Consider the following 14,089-nt stretch of genomic DNA (forward strand, 5'->3'; position numbering starts at 1 on the left):
AGACCACCCCGATCAAGCAACGCACCACGCACAACATCCAGCGCCCCGGACTCCTCCGGCCGCGCCGGCTCACCCGACCGCACCTCTTCCTGCACCGCGCCATTGTCCCCGACCCCCACCCGAGATCACAAAAGGGTCTCGCCCACCCCCGCAACGCCGGCCAGACGCACTCCATCTTCTCCACCCCGTTCCACCCGCCGTTCTCCAGCCCGCTGCCAATACCTCGCTTCCCACGCCCGCCCCCCCTCCGCACGCCCGGCCTAGCCCAGCCCCGCTCGCCACTCCCGGCCCAGCCCAGCCCCGCTCGCCCAGCTTCACCCCACGGCCTGCCCGCTCGACCGACGCGCCCGAGGCCTGCTGCCCGGCCCGATTCCCGCCGAGTCGTGAAAATTGGCCGCTCAAACGACGAAACCAGAACCAATCCCCACGACTCGACGATCTACAAACCCCGCGATCGTCCTCACCGCGCCGTGGGGTCAGCGGACCTCCGGGCCTTCGGTCGGGCGTGAGCCGACTGATGGCGTGGCGCCTGACGGTGGCGGCGATCTTCGTGCGACCTTGGGGACATGACCAGCGTGGACATTGGCGAGCTCCAACAACACGCCCACGAACTGCTCCGCCGAGCCGAGGCCGGCGAACAACTGACAATCACAGTCGCCGGAAGGCCGGCAGCCGTCCTCGGCCCACCGACGCAGAGCCCCTGGCGTCACTTCGGCGAGGTAGCGAGCGTCCTACGACCCTGCGCCGACACCGACTGGCCCACAGACCGGGACCTCATCGACCAGAACTGGGAGTGAGTGCCCAGGTCAGAGGTCGAGCCAGAGGGAGCTAAGCACCTCAGAGCCCCAGCCGCTGTCGTGGTGCCCCCAGAACAACTTGGCCGCTTCCCCTGCGGAGAACACCTCACACGACGCCACCCGCAGCCGTAGCGTCCCCCAGGGAACCACAACGTCCATCGGCTAACGCAACGCGTCGCGCACCGCTCGACCCACTACGCAGTGACCCAGCCCGACTCTTCCGACCGACCGAACGCCCACCGTCTTCCGTCCGCCGAGGCGGCCATCTGAATACACTCCCGCAGCCAGAACCGCAGAGGTGCTCCGATCGAACGGGACCTCAGACGGACTCCGAAGGCTCGCCGAGTACCGAACCACACCGTCGACGAAGTCGAGACGACGCTCAGCCACCTCCGCGGCGACATCACCGAGTCGTCAAGCCACCACCGAGTTGTGTCGACGAACTACGGATCCCCGACGGCGAGCATAAGAAGAAAGTGAAGAGGCGATTGAGTAGGTCATCTAACTCGGCGATGTTCCAACGTTCAATCACCGCCCATTTCACAATTCAACATCCTCAGACCGTATTAGAAAGGTTTCAAAGTCACCGGTGGTCACCAGGTCCTGCGCAGCAGCCATTATCGTTTCCACTCCGGGTTCACGAATAATAATGCCATCGACACAGGCGAAGTAGGCGCCGGACGCATTCTCGCCCGTTTCTCTCCATCGCTCCATCAGACGGCCAACCTCGGCCAAAGTTAGGAACGTTGCAGCCCACGATCCGCGATCTGAAGTATCTATCCACCCATCAACATTGCAGACCGATTCAGGCGACTCTCCATCCTCAAGCAGTAGCCGCAGCCGAAAACCATGACCATCTCTCGTATACAATGTTCACCTCTTATACAGTTCCGTCAGGCTACCGATTACCGAACTCTGGTTACCCTTGTTGCCTTCTACCAACAATCTCGAAGCCTTGACTGCTGTTTCGGAAAGTCACGGCCAGCGCCAGGCAGAACGACAGTCCTGATCGATAGCTCGCGGCGCGACTATGCCCCCGAAGAGCGCATCTGAGCGCCGGCAAAGTTGCGGGTTAGGCGGTAGCTCAATCACTTCCGATCAGTTCGCGAGCACGCCGCTCGACCGCTGGACCGACTCTCCGCTCGAGGATGGCCCTAGCCGTCTCGCGCACCTGCTCGCGCTCGACCTCCAGGAGGTCCAAGAGATCCAATACTCGAAGCAAGGTCTGATCGGTGTCGCTTCCCGCCAACCTGCGAAAGCAGGGCAGGAATCGTCTGAGCTCACGTCGGCATATATCGCCGAGGTCCTTGTTTCCGAGAGCCAACTCGGATTGGTCCGACTCGCCCGCCGCGATCTCTACCAGGAGATCGAGTGCTCCGCTCAGACCGAACCCGGACGGCTCGCCATCACAGATGGCGTACGAGACGACCCTTGCTGTCCACATCGCTGACTCGAACAGCTGCCCCTGCACGACCACACGGTTGTCGAGTTCCCAATATGCCGAAGTTGCTTCTTCTGCGGTTGCCGCATGCACCAATCGCGTCACTGCCGCTGGTACAAAGTCAGCTCCACCCACCACCGAACGCAGACCACTCCAATCAGGCGACTCAGGCGACTCAGGCGACTCAGGCGACTCAGGCGACTCAGGTATCTCTGTCATCGATCCTCCCAGGGCCCGAGCGGGTCGTAGATCGTGCCAAGTGGGAACCTGCCACTGGTTCTAGATGGCCTGAAACCTCGGGCAGATCGGAACCTGCTTGCCGAGGCGTGGACGGATCGCCTCTGTGAAGCCACCCCGGAGCGGGTCAGCGACGTCGAGCCTGGCTACTCCAGATATCGCCCGCGCCCAGCCGCCATGTACCAACTGCTGCCATCTGAGTGAAGAACGGCGAGTCTGTCGTGGTTGGGGTTTAGCAGCCCGACGACAACCCTCTTGACGACGGCCAGCCAATATGCATTCCTCGCGGAAGCTCGAGGGACGAATCGCAGCTGATCAGTGTCTAGAGAAACAGTTGTCGGAGGTGGAAAGCATCCGGGACTTGGCCGGTCTCGTAGTACTGGCCGAAAACCTCAGCGGCCTCCGCCGCAGAAACCACCTCGAACGACGACACCCGCACCTGATAACAGTCTGAGGGAATGACTACCTCGACCGCCGGACCCGAAGCCTCACGCGCCGCGGCCGACGATGTAATGCCGCGTCCCGACTGCTCGGCCCGACGGACCTCCACCGTCATCCCGTCCGCCGAACCGGCCACCTGGATCTACTCCCGCAGCCAAACCGCAAGATCAACCCGATCGAACGGCGCCCCCCGGCAGCCCCCTAGGCTCAAACATAACGCTGCACACCGTCGAGCAGCGACAGGCGCTGCACAATCACCTCCCGCGGTGGCATGACCGCATCCTTGACCTCGTTATGAACCCGGCCGTTCATAGTTACTGCGTGGGTGAGCGAGTAGGCGTCGAACGATGTCCCGCACACTCACTCCGGCCATCAATGCCCGTCGTTGGCAGACCCGAATCGACCTACGGAATATCGAAACCCCAGCGACGAACCATCGAGGACAGCGCGAGCGCCGCTAAGCGCACAACCTCAGACCATCGCGGGTCGGTCATGAAGATCTCAGGCCCGACATCGCCATGATCATCAAGTAGAACATTTAGCACTCGATCGAGAGCACGAAGGCGCTCGATCTCATCACCGGAGAGCAGGATGGTCCCAACAGAGTCAGACGGATCCGGGAGGACGGCCGCATCGTCATACAAGACGTGAACATGGTAGTCGAAAGTGTCGTATTGCCCAGGCCGGAAACCCTCCCTGCGAATCCACGCCCGCTCTTGATACTCAGTGTCCGACAAGACTGCAAGCGTATCCATCACGTCACGTCGCATACGCGGAAACTGAATTTCACTCAATTTGGGCTCCACCAATTCTTCCACGTCTTCCACTCATCGAGAGGAATGTGACCCTGTTCCCAGTTATCCTTCAAACTGCCCGGCAACGGCTTTCCGTCCCGACCAATCTGCTTGCCATCATGACTAATCACTACATGATCCTGCTGCTGAGCTTCTTGTGGGTTATTGGGATCGCCCTTATCAATCCGAATTGAATTACCCTTCTTGTTTTCGGGATCAACCCATCGTGTTCCGATCCCCTTCTTGTTCGGCTGCCCCGCACCCCAAGATTCCGGAACCTTACCTCGCGCGTCAGGGTCATCAAGCCAACTGGCAGGATCTGATGATTCTTCGCCACTCCCGCTGGAGGACGCATTCTCTCCGTCGTCAGTCTTATCGTTGCCGAGTGTCACCAGGATGCCAGTAAGACTTGTGATCCCGATGCCGCCCCTGATCAGGTCGCCTAGCGTGATGCCCCAACCGCCGCTCGCCGGGATACCGCCGCCGCCGCCGCCGACGCCGCCGACGCTGCCGGTCCGGCCGTTATCTGCCATGGGAAGCGTGAACCAGTTATAGGTGCCGGTTGTGGTGACGTCTTGGATGACGGAGGCGCCGGAGTTGAGGGCGTTTTCGTACTGCTGGTTGGACCAGGCGGACGTTTCGTCGGTGAGGTCGCCGCCAGAGGTGACGACGGTGGCCGGCTGGGCTGGGTTGCCTGGGCAGAGAGGGTTGCCGCTAGCGCAGGCAGGGTTGCCAGGTGGTGGTTGTACGACCGTCTTGGCGTTCTGCTCAAGATCGTCGTGTTCTGCCTTGATCTTCTTGTTGAGCTGACACTGAGGGTCGCAGACCGGCGGGGGCGGGGGCTTGGGACCGCAGTGGTGCGTTTTGCATGGCGGGTTGCAGTTCTTCTTGCAGCCACCGCCGCCACCGCCGTCATGTCCCCCGCCATCGCACCTCTTCGGGTGCCGCTTGCAGTAAGGGTCGGGCTTCGGCGGGCAGTCTTTTCCGCCGCCGGGCTTGGTGCACTTCGGTTTGTTTGGTGGCGGGTCGCAGGTTATGCCGTAGCGCGGGTCGATCTCGGGGCCGGTGATCGGCTTCTTCGGGTCGTGGTAGCAGTGGCTGGAGCTCGGGCCTTCGGGGTCGACGCGGCTGTGGCCGTCGGGGTCGTTGTAGGTGAGGGGGTTGCCACCGGCGTAGCCGTACAGGTTGAGCACCGAGCTGGAGGCTCCTGCTGCTGCGTTGACGGAGTCTTGGGAGTTGAAGCTCCCGGTGCCGGGGTTGTACCAGCGGGCGCCCTCGTTGACGTCGCCGGAGCGGGGGTCGGTCCAGTCGCCTTGGTAGCCGACTCGGTACTTCAGGCCGGTGGCGCTGGTGGAGTTGCCGAACGGGTCGTAGGTGCGGGAGTCGGGTAGGCCTGCCGACAGGGTGGTGTCTGTGGGGTCGAAGCCGGCGAAGACGTCACCGTGGCGATCGGCCAGGACGAGGCGTTTGGTGGTGTCGTAGCTGACTGCCAGGAGTCCGTCGGAGGCGGAGCGGCCGAAGAACTGGGTGCCGTCGGAGACGACCTCGTCGCTGAACCCGTCGTAGCGCATCCGCGCGGTGCCGGCTTGGACCGGGCGGTCAAGGGCGTCGTACGTGAAGTCGCGGGCGGAGCGCGTGATCATCCGGTCGAACGCGTCGAAGCTGAACGCTTCGGTGGTTGTCCCGGTGGTCTGGGTCAGCAGCGCGCCGCGGGGTGAGTAGGTGTAGGTGGAGGTGCCGTCGTCCAGGAGCCGGTTGCGTTCGTCGTACGACGCGAGCTTCGTGCCGGCGGTCGTGGTGACCTTGGTGCGGTTGGAGTCGGCGTCCCACCCGTAGGTGGTGGTCGCAGTTCCCTTCATCCAGGACGTGAGCCGTCCGAGTTGGTCGTAGGCATAGGTGTTGTTGCCGGCGCCTGCGACGCCGGTGGTGTTCTTGGAGGTGATGTTGTTGTCTGCGTCGTAGCCGTAGGTGATGGACGACACGGAGGTCGTGCCTGCCTTCAGCACATCGGAGTTCATCCGGCCGTAGGCGTCGTACCCGATCGTGCGGACCCGGCCGGAGCCGTAGTCGATCGAGGCGAGCTGCCCGGCAGCGTTGTAGCCGAGGGTCTGTAGGACGCGGGTGACCGGGTCGGTGACCGTTGCCGGCCTGCCGTTGGTGTAGGTGAAGTCGGCGGTGCCGGCGGCGTCGATGCGTTGGGTGAGTTGACCGTCGGGGTCATAGCCCTGGGTCGAGGTGCCGGACTGGCCGTCGGCGCGCAGGAGCATTCCGCGGTCGTTGTAGGTGTAGGTGTTGACCCCGCTGGAGCTGCCAGCTGTGCCGGCAGTGTCGATCGTGCTCGAGGTCGCGAGCCGTCCGTCGAGGTCGTAGGTCAGGTTGCGGGTCGCGGTCGGCGCTTCCGCGTTCGCGCCGGTCTCGGTCTGGAGCCGTCCGGCCGCATCGAAGGTCCGGGTGCGCGTGACACCGCCCGGCGACAGCAGCGAGACCGGGTTCCCGGCCGCGTCGTACGACGCGGTCCAGGTCCGATCCGTCAGCACCGGATGAGCTGTCGTGGAGGGTTCGATGACCTTCTCGGGCAGGCCGAGCGTGTTGACCGTGTAGGTGGTCGAGTTGCCGCGGCCGTCGGTGTAGCGGGTGCGGTTGCCCGCGGCGTCGTAGCCGTACGAGATGCTCACCCGATCGGTCGCCGACACCGGATCGGTCTGCGTGATCAGCCGGCCGAGCGCGTCGTAGGTGTACGTCGATGCGCGGTTCCCCGATGCGGGTCTCGACGAGACCAGGTTGCCGTCCAGGTCGTACCCGAGCGCAGTGGTGCCGAGCGCGACGTTCGACGCGTTCAGCGTCTTCGACGCGACCAACTGCCCGGCCTGGTCATACGCCGCGACGCTGCTGCGTCCCATGCCGTCGGTAGAGACCACCTGACGGCCCGCGTAGTCGTAGCCCAACTGGGTGACCACATTGTTCGGGTCCGTGGACTTGGTCAGCTGTCCGAGCGAGTCATAGCTGCTCAGCGCCACCGCACCCGACGGCGTCTGCGCGGTCACCACGTCGTCCATGTCGTCGTAGGCCAGCCGGGTGACGAAGTTCGCCGCGGTCGGCTTGCGTTCGACGTCCGTCGAGGTGACAACCCGGTCCAGGTCGTCGTAGGTGTACTGCTTCACCGCACCCAACGGATCGGTCGTCGAGGCGACATCCCCGTTCGGCGTGTAGGTGATCTTCGTGATCGCCCGCTCCGTGTTCGTCGTGCCGGGTGCGTCGACCTGCACCTGCTGGTTGAGGTGGTCGTAGGTGAAGTTGGTGGTGTTGCCGCGCTCGTCGACCTGTTGCAACAGGTTGCCGACCGCGTCGTAGCTGAAGCTCGTCTTGGGCGTCAGCGCTGCACCACCCGGTGGCGTATACGAAGTCGCAGTCACCTCGGTGGTCCGGCCAAGCTTGTCGAACGTCGACTTGGTGACATTGCCGAGCGCATCCTTCGACGAGGTCGCCTGCCCGAACGCGCCGTACCCGACCGCCGCCGTCGGCTGCACGTCTGTCGCTGTACCGCCGTCTTGCTCAGCCTTCACCTTCGGCGCGACCGTCTTCACCAGCCGGCCGAGCTCGTCATTCACATAGCTCGTGGTGAAGTCCGCCTTGACCGCACCGCTCGCGTTACCTCGCGGCGTTGTCATCGACGTCGCCAGACCCCGCTGGTCGTACGTCCACGAGGTCGTCATCGCCCCGGACGGGTTCTCGACGGTCTGCGACACCCGTCGCCCGGAAGCGTCGAACACATAACTGGTCGTGTCCGTGACCGTCGTCGGTCCGGCGATGTCAGCGTTCGACCATTTGCCGGTGTCCGTCTGCTTGGTGACGTTGCCGGCCAGGTCGTGGTCGTAGGTCGTCGTCCGCTGCAAACCTGCCGGGTCGACCACCTGGGCCGAGACCCTGCCAGCCGCGTCGATCGTGTACGTCGTCGTGGTCTTGCTGTTGTCGGTCTTGGACTGGGTCCGGTTCCCGGCGCCGTCGTAGGTGTTGTCCTCCAGCACGTACGGCCGCGTGGATCCGTCCGGGTTATGGAATGCTGCGAGCGTCTTGGTCTTTAGCGTGTCGTCCAGGTTGTACACGTAGCTGACGACCCGGCCCATCGCGTCGACCTCGGCGACCTTGCGGCCGGCCGGGTCGTACTGCGTCTTCGAACGGACCGCGTAGTCGATCCCCTCCCGAGGCCCGTCGGTCGGCGGATTGTTCGGGTCGGCCGGGAGGTTCATGTCCCAGACCTCGGTCAGCATGTTCAGGTCGGAGTACTTGTACTCGAACCGGTTCCCGTTCGCGTCCTCGGACCACGTCCGGTTCCCGAACTCGTCGTACCCCTGCTGCGACTCCTTGCCATCGGCATCGACCGTCGACGCCAGCCGGTTCCGGTCGTCGTAGGTCATCGTCGTGACCCGCGGCTCGTCCGACGTCTTCAGATCCCGCGCGGTTGCCGTCACCACGTTGCCGTCGGCGTCGTACTCCAGCTCAGCCTTCTGCTGGTGCTGCTCACCCGTCACAGCATCCGTCGTCACCGGGCCTGTCACCGCGGTGACGCGCGACATCTTGTCGTAGTCGTACGTCGTCGTCACACCGCTCGGGTAGGTGTCCGAGATCTGCGTCTCGGTCTTCTTCCGCCCCACCTCGTCATAGGTGTACTTCGTCACCAGTCCGGACGGCGCGGTCGTCTGCACAAGATCGCCGTACTGGTCGTACAAGTACTGCGTCACCGCCGTCGTCGACGCATTCACCTTCACCGACTCGGCCTGCAACAACCCCGGCGGCATCGGCTGCCCGTCCGGGCCCGTCTGCACACCGTCGGTATAGGTGTAGGTCTTCAACCCGCCGTTGGGGCTGAACTCGGAGGCCACATCACCGGAGACCGTCAGATTCCGGTTCACCTTGTAGGTGTCGTCGGTCGGACCCGACGAGCGAGCGTCACGCGTCTCCCAGGGCTTGTCCCATCGCGGGTCCAAGGCCGGCCAGGAGGCGTTCGCGAAGTAGGTGTTGTACGCGGTATGGCAGTCCGTTCCCCCGGCGCCGCGGCACGTCGTCGTCTGCGTCACGTTGCCGCGATCGTCGTACTTCATGGTGACCTCACCACCCGACTCGCTGGTCACTCCGATGAGCTGGCCGGTGTCGTCGTGGGTGTAGGTGCGGTCCCCATATCCGGTGAGATCCGGCCACTGCTGCGTTGTGCCTGCAGTTGGCGGCTGACGCGTGTCCTCACCCAGCGGCGCAGACACCTGGCGACAGTTCGACGAGATAGCCAGCGTCCTTCGACCCGCGCCGACACCGACTGGCCCACAGACCGGGACCTCGTCAACCCAGAACTGGGAGTGAGTGAGTGCCCCAGGTCAGAGGTCGAGCGGCCGGGGCTAAGTACCTCAGAGCTCCAGCCACTCTCGTGGTGCTCCCAGAACAACTTGGCCGCTTCCCCTGGCGGAGAACACACACGACGACTGAGCGCCGCCAGGTTTGGGTTAGCCGGCAGCTCAATCATTTCCGATCAGTTCGCGAGCACGCCGCTCGACCGCTGGACCGACTGTCCGCTCGAGGATGGCCCTGGCAATCTCACGCACCTGCTCACGCTCGACCTCGAGAAGGTCCAGGAGATCCAATACTCCGAGCAAGATCTGATCGATGTCGCTTCCCGCCAACCCACGAAAGCAGGGCAGGAATCGCCTGAGCTCACGTCGGCATATATCGCCGAGGTCCTTGTTTCCGAGAGCCAACTCGGATTGGTCCGACTCGCCCGCCGCGATTTCTACCAGGAGATCGAGTGCTCCGCTCAGACCGAACTCGGACGGCTCGCCATCACAGATGGCGTACGAGACGACCCTTGCTGTCCACATCGCTGACTCGAACAGCTGCCCCTGCACGACCACACGGTTGTCGAGTTCCCAATATGCCGAGGTTGCTTCTTCTGCGGTTGCCGCATTCACCAATCGCGTCACTGCTGCTGGTACAAAGTCAGCTCCACCCACCACCGAACGCAGCCCACCCCAGTCAGGGGACTCCGATATCTCTGCCATCGATTCTCCCGGGACCGAGCGGTCGTAGAGCGTGCCAGATGGGAACTGCCGCTGATTGTAGGTGGCCTGACACCTCGGGCAGCGTCGCAGCTGGCTGCCCAGACGCCGACGGGCCGACATAATCCCGGCAGCACCACAGCGAACCCGGGGATTCGTCACGGAAACGAGCATCGAAACCCGATCGCTGTATCCGGATCCACGGAAAGGCCCAGCCTATATGTCGAAGACCTCACCGAGTTGCGTTCCTGGGCGCAAGACACGGACAAGACAATCGCGATGGACGACGAATTCCTGTCCACCGCCTTTACCTTTTCGCGACACCGTGAGCAGGAGATAGTCGTCTGCTAATGAGATCGTTTCGCCGCATATCGCATCAGTATAGGTAACCTCTTCGGACACTCCGCAGCCTCCCTGAAGGTCGTACCAGCGGCCGCGCGCGATCGCTGTTCGACTGCGCGTACACCAGGTTGTCATGTCGTCGTAGGCGGGCCGGGTGACGAAGGTTCGCCGCGGCCGGCTTGCATTCGAACCGGCAATACAGTCGCCGCGGCCGTCACCCCACAAGCACCTCACCTCTCTGACAGGCCCGCACACCAGGCGGCGGCCTCTCCACCCGCACTCCGCGAACCACCTTCAGCTTCGCCGGCACCCGCACCCCCCAACACCCCCCGCGCGCCGCCGAAGGCGGCCAGCAACACCGGCGCCGCTCCGGTCAGGCCGCAAGCGCTTGACGTTCGACGGCAAGCCCAGCGCACCAGGTGGCGGCCCTTGTGCGTGCTTGCGGTGGGCGGGTCAGGGTTGGTCGGTGGGGTCGGGGTCTTCTGGGTCGGGGGTGGTTGGGTTTGAGTCTTCGTCCAGGAGGCGTAGGTCTCTCAGGCGGCTGATGATGCCGCCTTCCTGGCGGCCCAGGGATGCGGCGAGGTCGTCGTAGGGGGTGCCGTTGTGGAAGCCCTCGATGAGGAGCTGCTCGTCTTCGGGGGTCCAGCGGCGGAAGGCGTTCGGGGCGGTTCTACGGGCCTTCTGGATTCGCCGGGTCATGGAGTTGGGGTTGATGGGCTCCAGGGAGCGGATCCGGGACTGGCGGTGCCGGCCTACCTCTTCGCCCTTCTGCCAGAAGATCACTGCGCCATCGTCGAAGGTCATCAGGTCGGCGGGGACGTCGCAGTAGTCGGCCTCGTCGAGCATCACTCGCATCATCGTTGGTTCTCGCTTCCATCGGTATGGACCTGTGGTCGACAGAGAAGATGCCGCGATCCGGCCCGCCGCCGCGCGGCGACTTGGGATCTGTGGACAACTGATCGCACAGATTGTTTGCAAAGAGTCTTTGCAAAGAGCGTGTGCAGTCCTAAGATCGACAGCATGAGCGACGAGAGCAGCAACCAATCGCGTACAGTCCGGCTGGATCGGGAGCTGGTGCGGGCGTTGGCGCATCCGATGCGGAATCGGATCTTGGGGTTGCTGCGGGTGTACGGGCCGCAGACGGCGACCTCACTCGCCGGCAGGCTCGGGGTGAATACGGGAGCGACCAGTTACCACCTGCGGCAGTTGGCGGAGGCGGGGCTGGTTGTCGAGGACGACAGCCGGGGAAACGCACGCGACCGGTGGTGGAAGGCGGCGCACCAGGGGACCGAGTTCGACAAGGCCGAGCTGTTGGACCAGGAGCCCGAGCTGGCGTTGGGCTTCCTGCACGGGGTCGGGCAGACGTACGCCCAGAACATCTTCGCGTTCATCGACGCGATGCAGACGATGCCTGAGGACTGGCGGGACGCCAGCGTGCTGTCCGACTACTTCTTTCACCTGCGGGCAGATCAGCTCGACGCGATGATGCACGAGGTGATGGCGGTGCTCGACAAGTACAAGACGGACGACCTGACAGCTCCCCTGCCGGAAGGCGCCGAGCAGGTCACCGTGCAGATCCAGGCTTTTCCTCGCGAGACACGATGACCAGGAATCGCGCCCCGCTCGTCGCGTTCCTGGTCGCGAACGTCGTCTCGATCTGCGGTACCAAGGTCAGCGCGATCGCCATCCCCTGGTTCGTACTGATCACCACAGGATCCCCCGTAAAAACAGGCCTGGTCGCACTAGCCGAGATGGCGCCCCTGGTCATCGTGAAGGCCGTAGGCGGCCCGCTCATCGACAAGGTCGGCGCCCGTCGCATCAGCGTCCTGGCAGACACCGCCAGCACCGGCATCGTCGCGCTCGTACCTCTCCTGCACACCCTCGGCCTACTGCACTTCCCCACCCTGCTGGTGCTGGTAGCTATCGCCGGCGCACTCCGCGGACCAGGCGACTCCGCGAAGGAGACCCTGATCCCAGACATCGCCCGAGCGGCCAAGGTCCCGCTCGAACGAGTGACAGGCCTCGAGAGTACGACGGAACGCCTGGCCGGCTTCTTCGCGTACGCACTCGCCGGCGGACTGATCACGCTGGTAGGAGCAGTCAACGCGCTCTGGATCGACGCAGCGTCGTTCGGCGTCTGCGCCGTACTGATCGCCCGCTGGATCCCCAAGCAGGACAGGCAACCGACGCACAACGAGAGCGAGGAGAGCTACGGCCACCGGCTTCGCGAGGGCTGGCACTTCCTGAGCCAGGACCGGCTCCTACTCCCGCTCGTGGCGATGATCGCCGTCACCAACCTGCTCGACGCCGCGATCGGCACAGTACTGCTGCCCGTCTGGATCAGGGAACACGGCTACGGCCCCGGCCACACCAGTCTGATCCTCACGTCGTTCGGCGTGACCGCCACCGCGTTCGCCCTGCTCGCGTCGGCCATCGGCGACCGCATCCCGCGCAAGCTGGTCTTCACCGTGGCGTTCTTGATCGCGGGAGCTCCGCGCTTCATCGCCATGGCGACCGACGTGCCGGTTTGGGCGCTGATGGCGGTGTACGCCGTCGGCGGCATCGGCGCGGGCTTCATCAACCCCGTGCTCGGTGCGATCCGCGTCGAGCGGATCCCCGGTCACCTGCTCGGCCGGGTCAACTCGCTGTCGAACGCGGCCTGCTGGACCGGCGTACCACTGGGAGGCGTCGTAGCCGGTGCAGCAATCGCCGGCATCGGTCTCGCGCCTGCACTGCTCGCGGGAGGTGCGATCTACCTCATCGCGACCATGTCACCAGTGCTGATCGGTCGCCACGAGAGCTGGAAGGCTACGCCGGCTTCTCCGGAAACGACGGCTCGGGAGGCAGTCCGTGCGTCTTAGCCTTCGCAGCAGCATCCCGTGCGGTACGCATGCGCTCCCGCTCCGCGCGCAGCAGGCCCAGCATCACCAGGTCCAGTAGCATGCCGCCGGCAGCAGCGAACTGCGTGGCGGCGAACTGGAAGACCTGGGTCATCAGCAACGACACCAGCACAGCCAGCTCGAACAGCCGGACCGCACGGGCCCGGTTGCCCTTCCGCAACGCCAGTGCGCCCCGCACCGTGAAGGTTGCCGACAGCAAGCTGCTGGCGGTCACGCCGATCACCGGCAGGTGGTTCAGCCCGTCGCCCAGTACGGCGGCGATGACCAGCTCACCGACGACCTGAACGGCCAGTACGGCGACCGCGACCGTCGGCGCCTTCGGGTGCGTGGCAAGCCGTTCGAACCCGCGCTGGATCGCCTGCCAGGCCGCGTCGACCGGAGCGGCCAGTTCGACCTCGTCCGGCGGGCAGGCAGCCAGTAGCTCGGCGGTCTCACGCCGTCCACCCACGTCCGGCGGTACGGTTCGCAGCAGCTCCGAGGCCTCGGCCCGGCGCCGGCGGGACAGGCCGCCGGAGACGCCCTCGACTGCATGGTCGATGACGTTGGCCAGCTCCTCCCGCGGGTCGATCGGGCGTCTGGTGGTGAGGAAGCGGAAGCCGAGGACGATCAGTACGAAGACGATGTACACGATCGCCGCGGTCGGCTTGTAGAAGTAGTTGTTGTCCGAGGTGACGAACTTCCCCACCTCGTCGATGAACAGCCCGAACCCGATCCCGCCGATCGTCGCCGCGGCCGGCCGCACCACCGGGCCGACGTACCCGAGCAGCAGCGAGATCGCGATGAACATCAGCAGGCCGCCCGGCAGCACGTGCGCGATGTGCAGACCCTTGCCGCCGATCTGCGGGTACCCGCTCAGGCTGAGGATCAGCCGCGTCAGCAGCACCGTCGCCACCCCGGAGACCACGAACGTCGTCAGGTGCTCCCCCGACCGCACGTTCCGGACCATCCCGGCCCGCATCAGGTACGACGAACGTTCACCGGCGGCGGTCATACGCCAGACGTTAGCGGAAGAAGGCGGCGACCACGACGATGACGACCAGGGCGGCCAGTACGAGGGAGGTCACCAGGCGGCGCGTGCGGGGATCCACGTGGCCAG

At 64.7% G+C, this 14,089-nt stretch carries 9 protein-coding genes; 3 read left to right on the forward strand and 6 right to left on the reverse strand.

Annotated elements, in window-relative coordinates:
- The first annotated feature begins 566 nt into the window (after positions 1-566).
- Positions 567-797: a type II toxin-antitoxin system Phd/YefM family antitoxin gene (locus ACZ5BU_RS04285; protein ID WP_465695433.1), complete on the forward strand. Its 231-nt coding sequence runs from the start codon at positions 567-569 to the stop codon at positions 795-797.
- Positions 798-1,881: 1,084 nt separating this feature from the next.
- Here the strand turns inward: ACZ5BU_RS04285 and ACZ5BU_RS04290 are convergent.
- The 5 genes from ACZ5BU_RS04290 to ACZ5BU_RS04310 form a co-directional block, all read right to left on the reverse strand.
- A complete protein-coding gene (locus ACZ5BU_RS04290; RefSeq protein WP_465695434.1) occupies positions 1,882-2,268 on the reverse strand; it encodes a hypothetical protein in 387 nt (128 codons plus the stop codon).
- 1,052 nt (positions 2,269-3,320) lie between these two features.
- Positions 3,321-3,743 carry an SCO4402 family protein gene (locus ACZ5BU_RS04295; RefSeq protein WP_465695435.1) on the reverse strand — a complete coding sequence of 141 codons (423 nt, stop codon included), beginning with the start codon at positions 3,741-3,743 and terminating at the stop codon, positions 3,321-3,323.
- Positions 3,707-8,965, reverse strand: coding sequence for an RHS repeat-associated core domain-containing protein (locus ACZ5BU_RS04300; protein ID WP_465695436.1), 5,259 nt, complete (start codon positions 8,963-8,965; stop codon positions 3,707-3,709). The genes ACZ5BU_RS04295 and ACZ5BU_RS04300 overlap by 37 nt, the downstream gene beginning before the upstream one ends.
- Before the next feature lie 249 nt (positions 8,966-9,214).
- The gene (locus ACZ5BU_RS04305; protein WP_465695438.1) at positions 9,215-9,913 is read right to left on the reverse strand and encodes a hypothetical protein; all 699 of its coding nucleotides are present in this window, start codon (positions 9,911-9,913) and stop codon (positions 9,215-9,217) included.
- A gap of 633 nt (positions 9,914-10,546) precedes the next feature.
- Complete coding sequence (locus tag ACZ5BU_RS04310; RefSeq protein WP_465696711.1) at positions 10,547-10,939, reverse strand: hypothetical protein; 393 nt, start codon at positions 10,937-10,939, stop codon at positions 10,547-10,549.
- A gap of 174 nt (positions 10,940-11,113) precedes the next feature.
- Between ACZ5BU_RS04310 and ACZ5BU_RS04315 the strand changes: the two genes are divergently transcribed.
- Positions 11,114-11,698 carry a helix-turn-helix domain-containing protein gene (locus tag ACZ5BU_RS04315; RefSeq protein WP_465695439.1) on the forward strand — a complete coding sequence of 195 codons (585 nt, stop codon included), beginning with the start codon at positions 11,114-11,116 and terminating at the stop codon, positions 11,696-11,698.
- Positions 11,695-12,954, forward strand: coding sequence for an MFS transporter (locus tag ACZ5BU_RS04320; protein WP_465695441.1), 1,260 nt, complete (start codon positions 11,695-11,697; stop codon positions 12,952-12,954). Before ACZ5BU_RS04315 ends, ACZ5BU_RS04320 begins: the two co-directional genes overlap by 4 nt.
- Here ACZ5BU_RS04320 and ACZ5BU_RS04325 read toward each other — a convergent pair.
- A complete protein-coding gene (locus ACZ5BU_RS04325; protein ID WP_465695443.1) occupies positions 12,902-13,984 on the reverse strand; it encodes a hypothetical protein in 1,083 nt (360 codons plus the stop codon). The two genes, ACZ5BU_RS04320 and ACZ5BU_RS04325, sit on opposite strands and share 53 nt — an antisense overlap.
- Positions 13,985-14,089 lie beyond the last annotated feature (105 nt).

Source organism: Kribbella sp. NPDC031520 (genome assembly GCF_055580825.1).

What these genes read in the sequence shown, in the direction of transcription:
- ACZ5BU_RS04325 (WP_465695443.1), bottom strand. Translation starts at nt 13,984, where the DNA reads ATGACCGCCGCCGGTGAACGTTCGTCGTACCTGATGCGGGCCGGGATG.
- ACZ5BU_RS04320 (WP_465695441.1), top strand. Translation starts at nt 11,695, where the DNA reads ATGACCAGGAATCGCGCCCCGCTCGTCGCGTTCCTGGTCGCGAACGTC.
- ACZ5BU_RS04285 (WP_465695433.1), top strand. Translation starts at nt 567, where the DNA reads ATGACCAGCGTGGACATTGGCGAGCTCCAACAACACGCCCACGAACTG.
- ACZ5BU_RS04310 (WP_465696711.1), bottom strand. Translation starts at nt 10,939, where the DNA reads ATGCTCGACGAGGCCGACTACTGCGACGTCCCCGCCGACCTGATGACC.
- ACZ5BU_RS04315 (WP_465695439.1), top strand. Translation starts at nt 11,114, where the DNA reads ATGAGCGACGAGAGCAGCAACCAATCGCGTACAGTCCGGCTGGATCGG.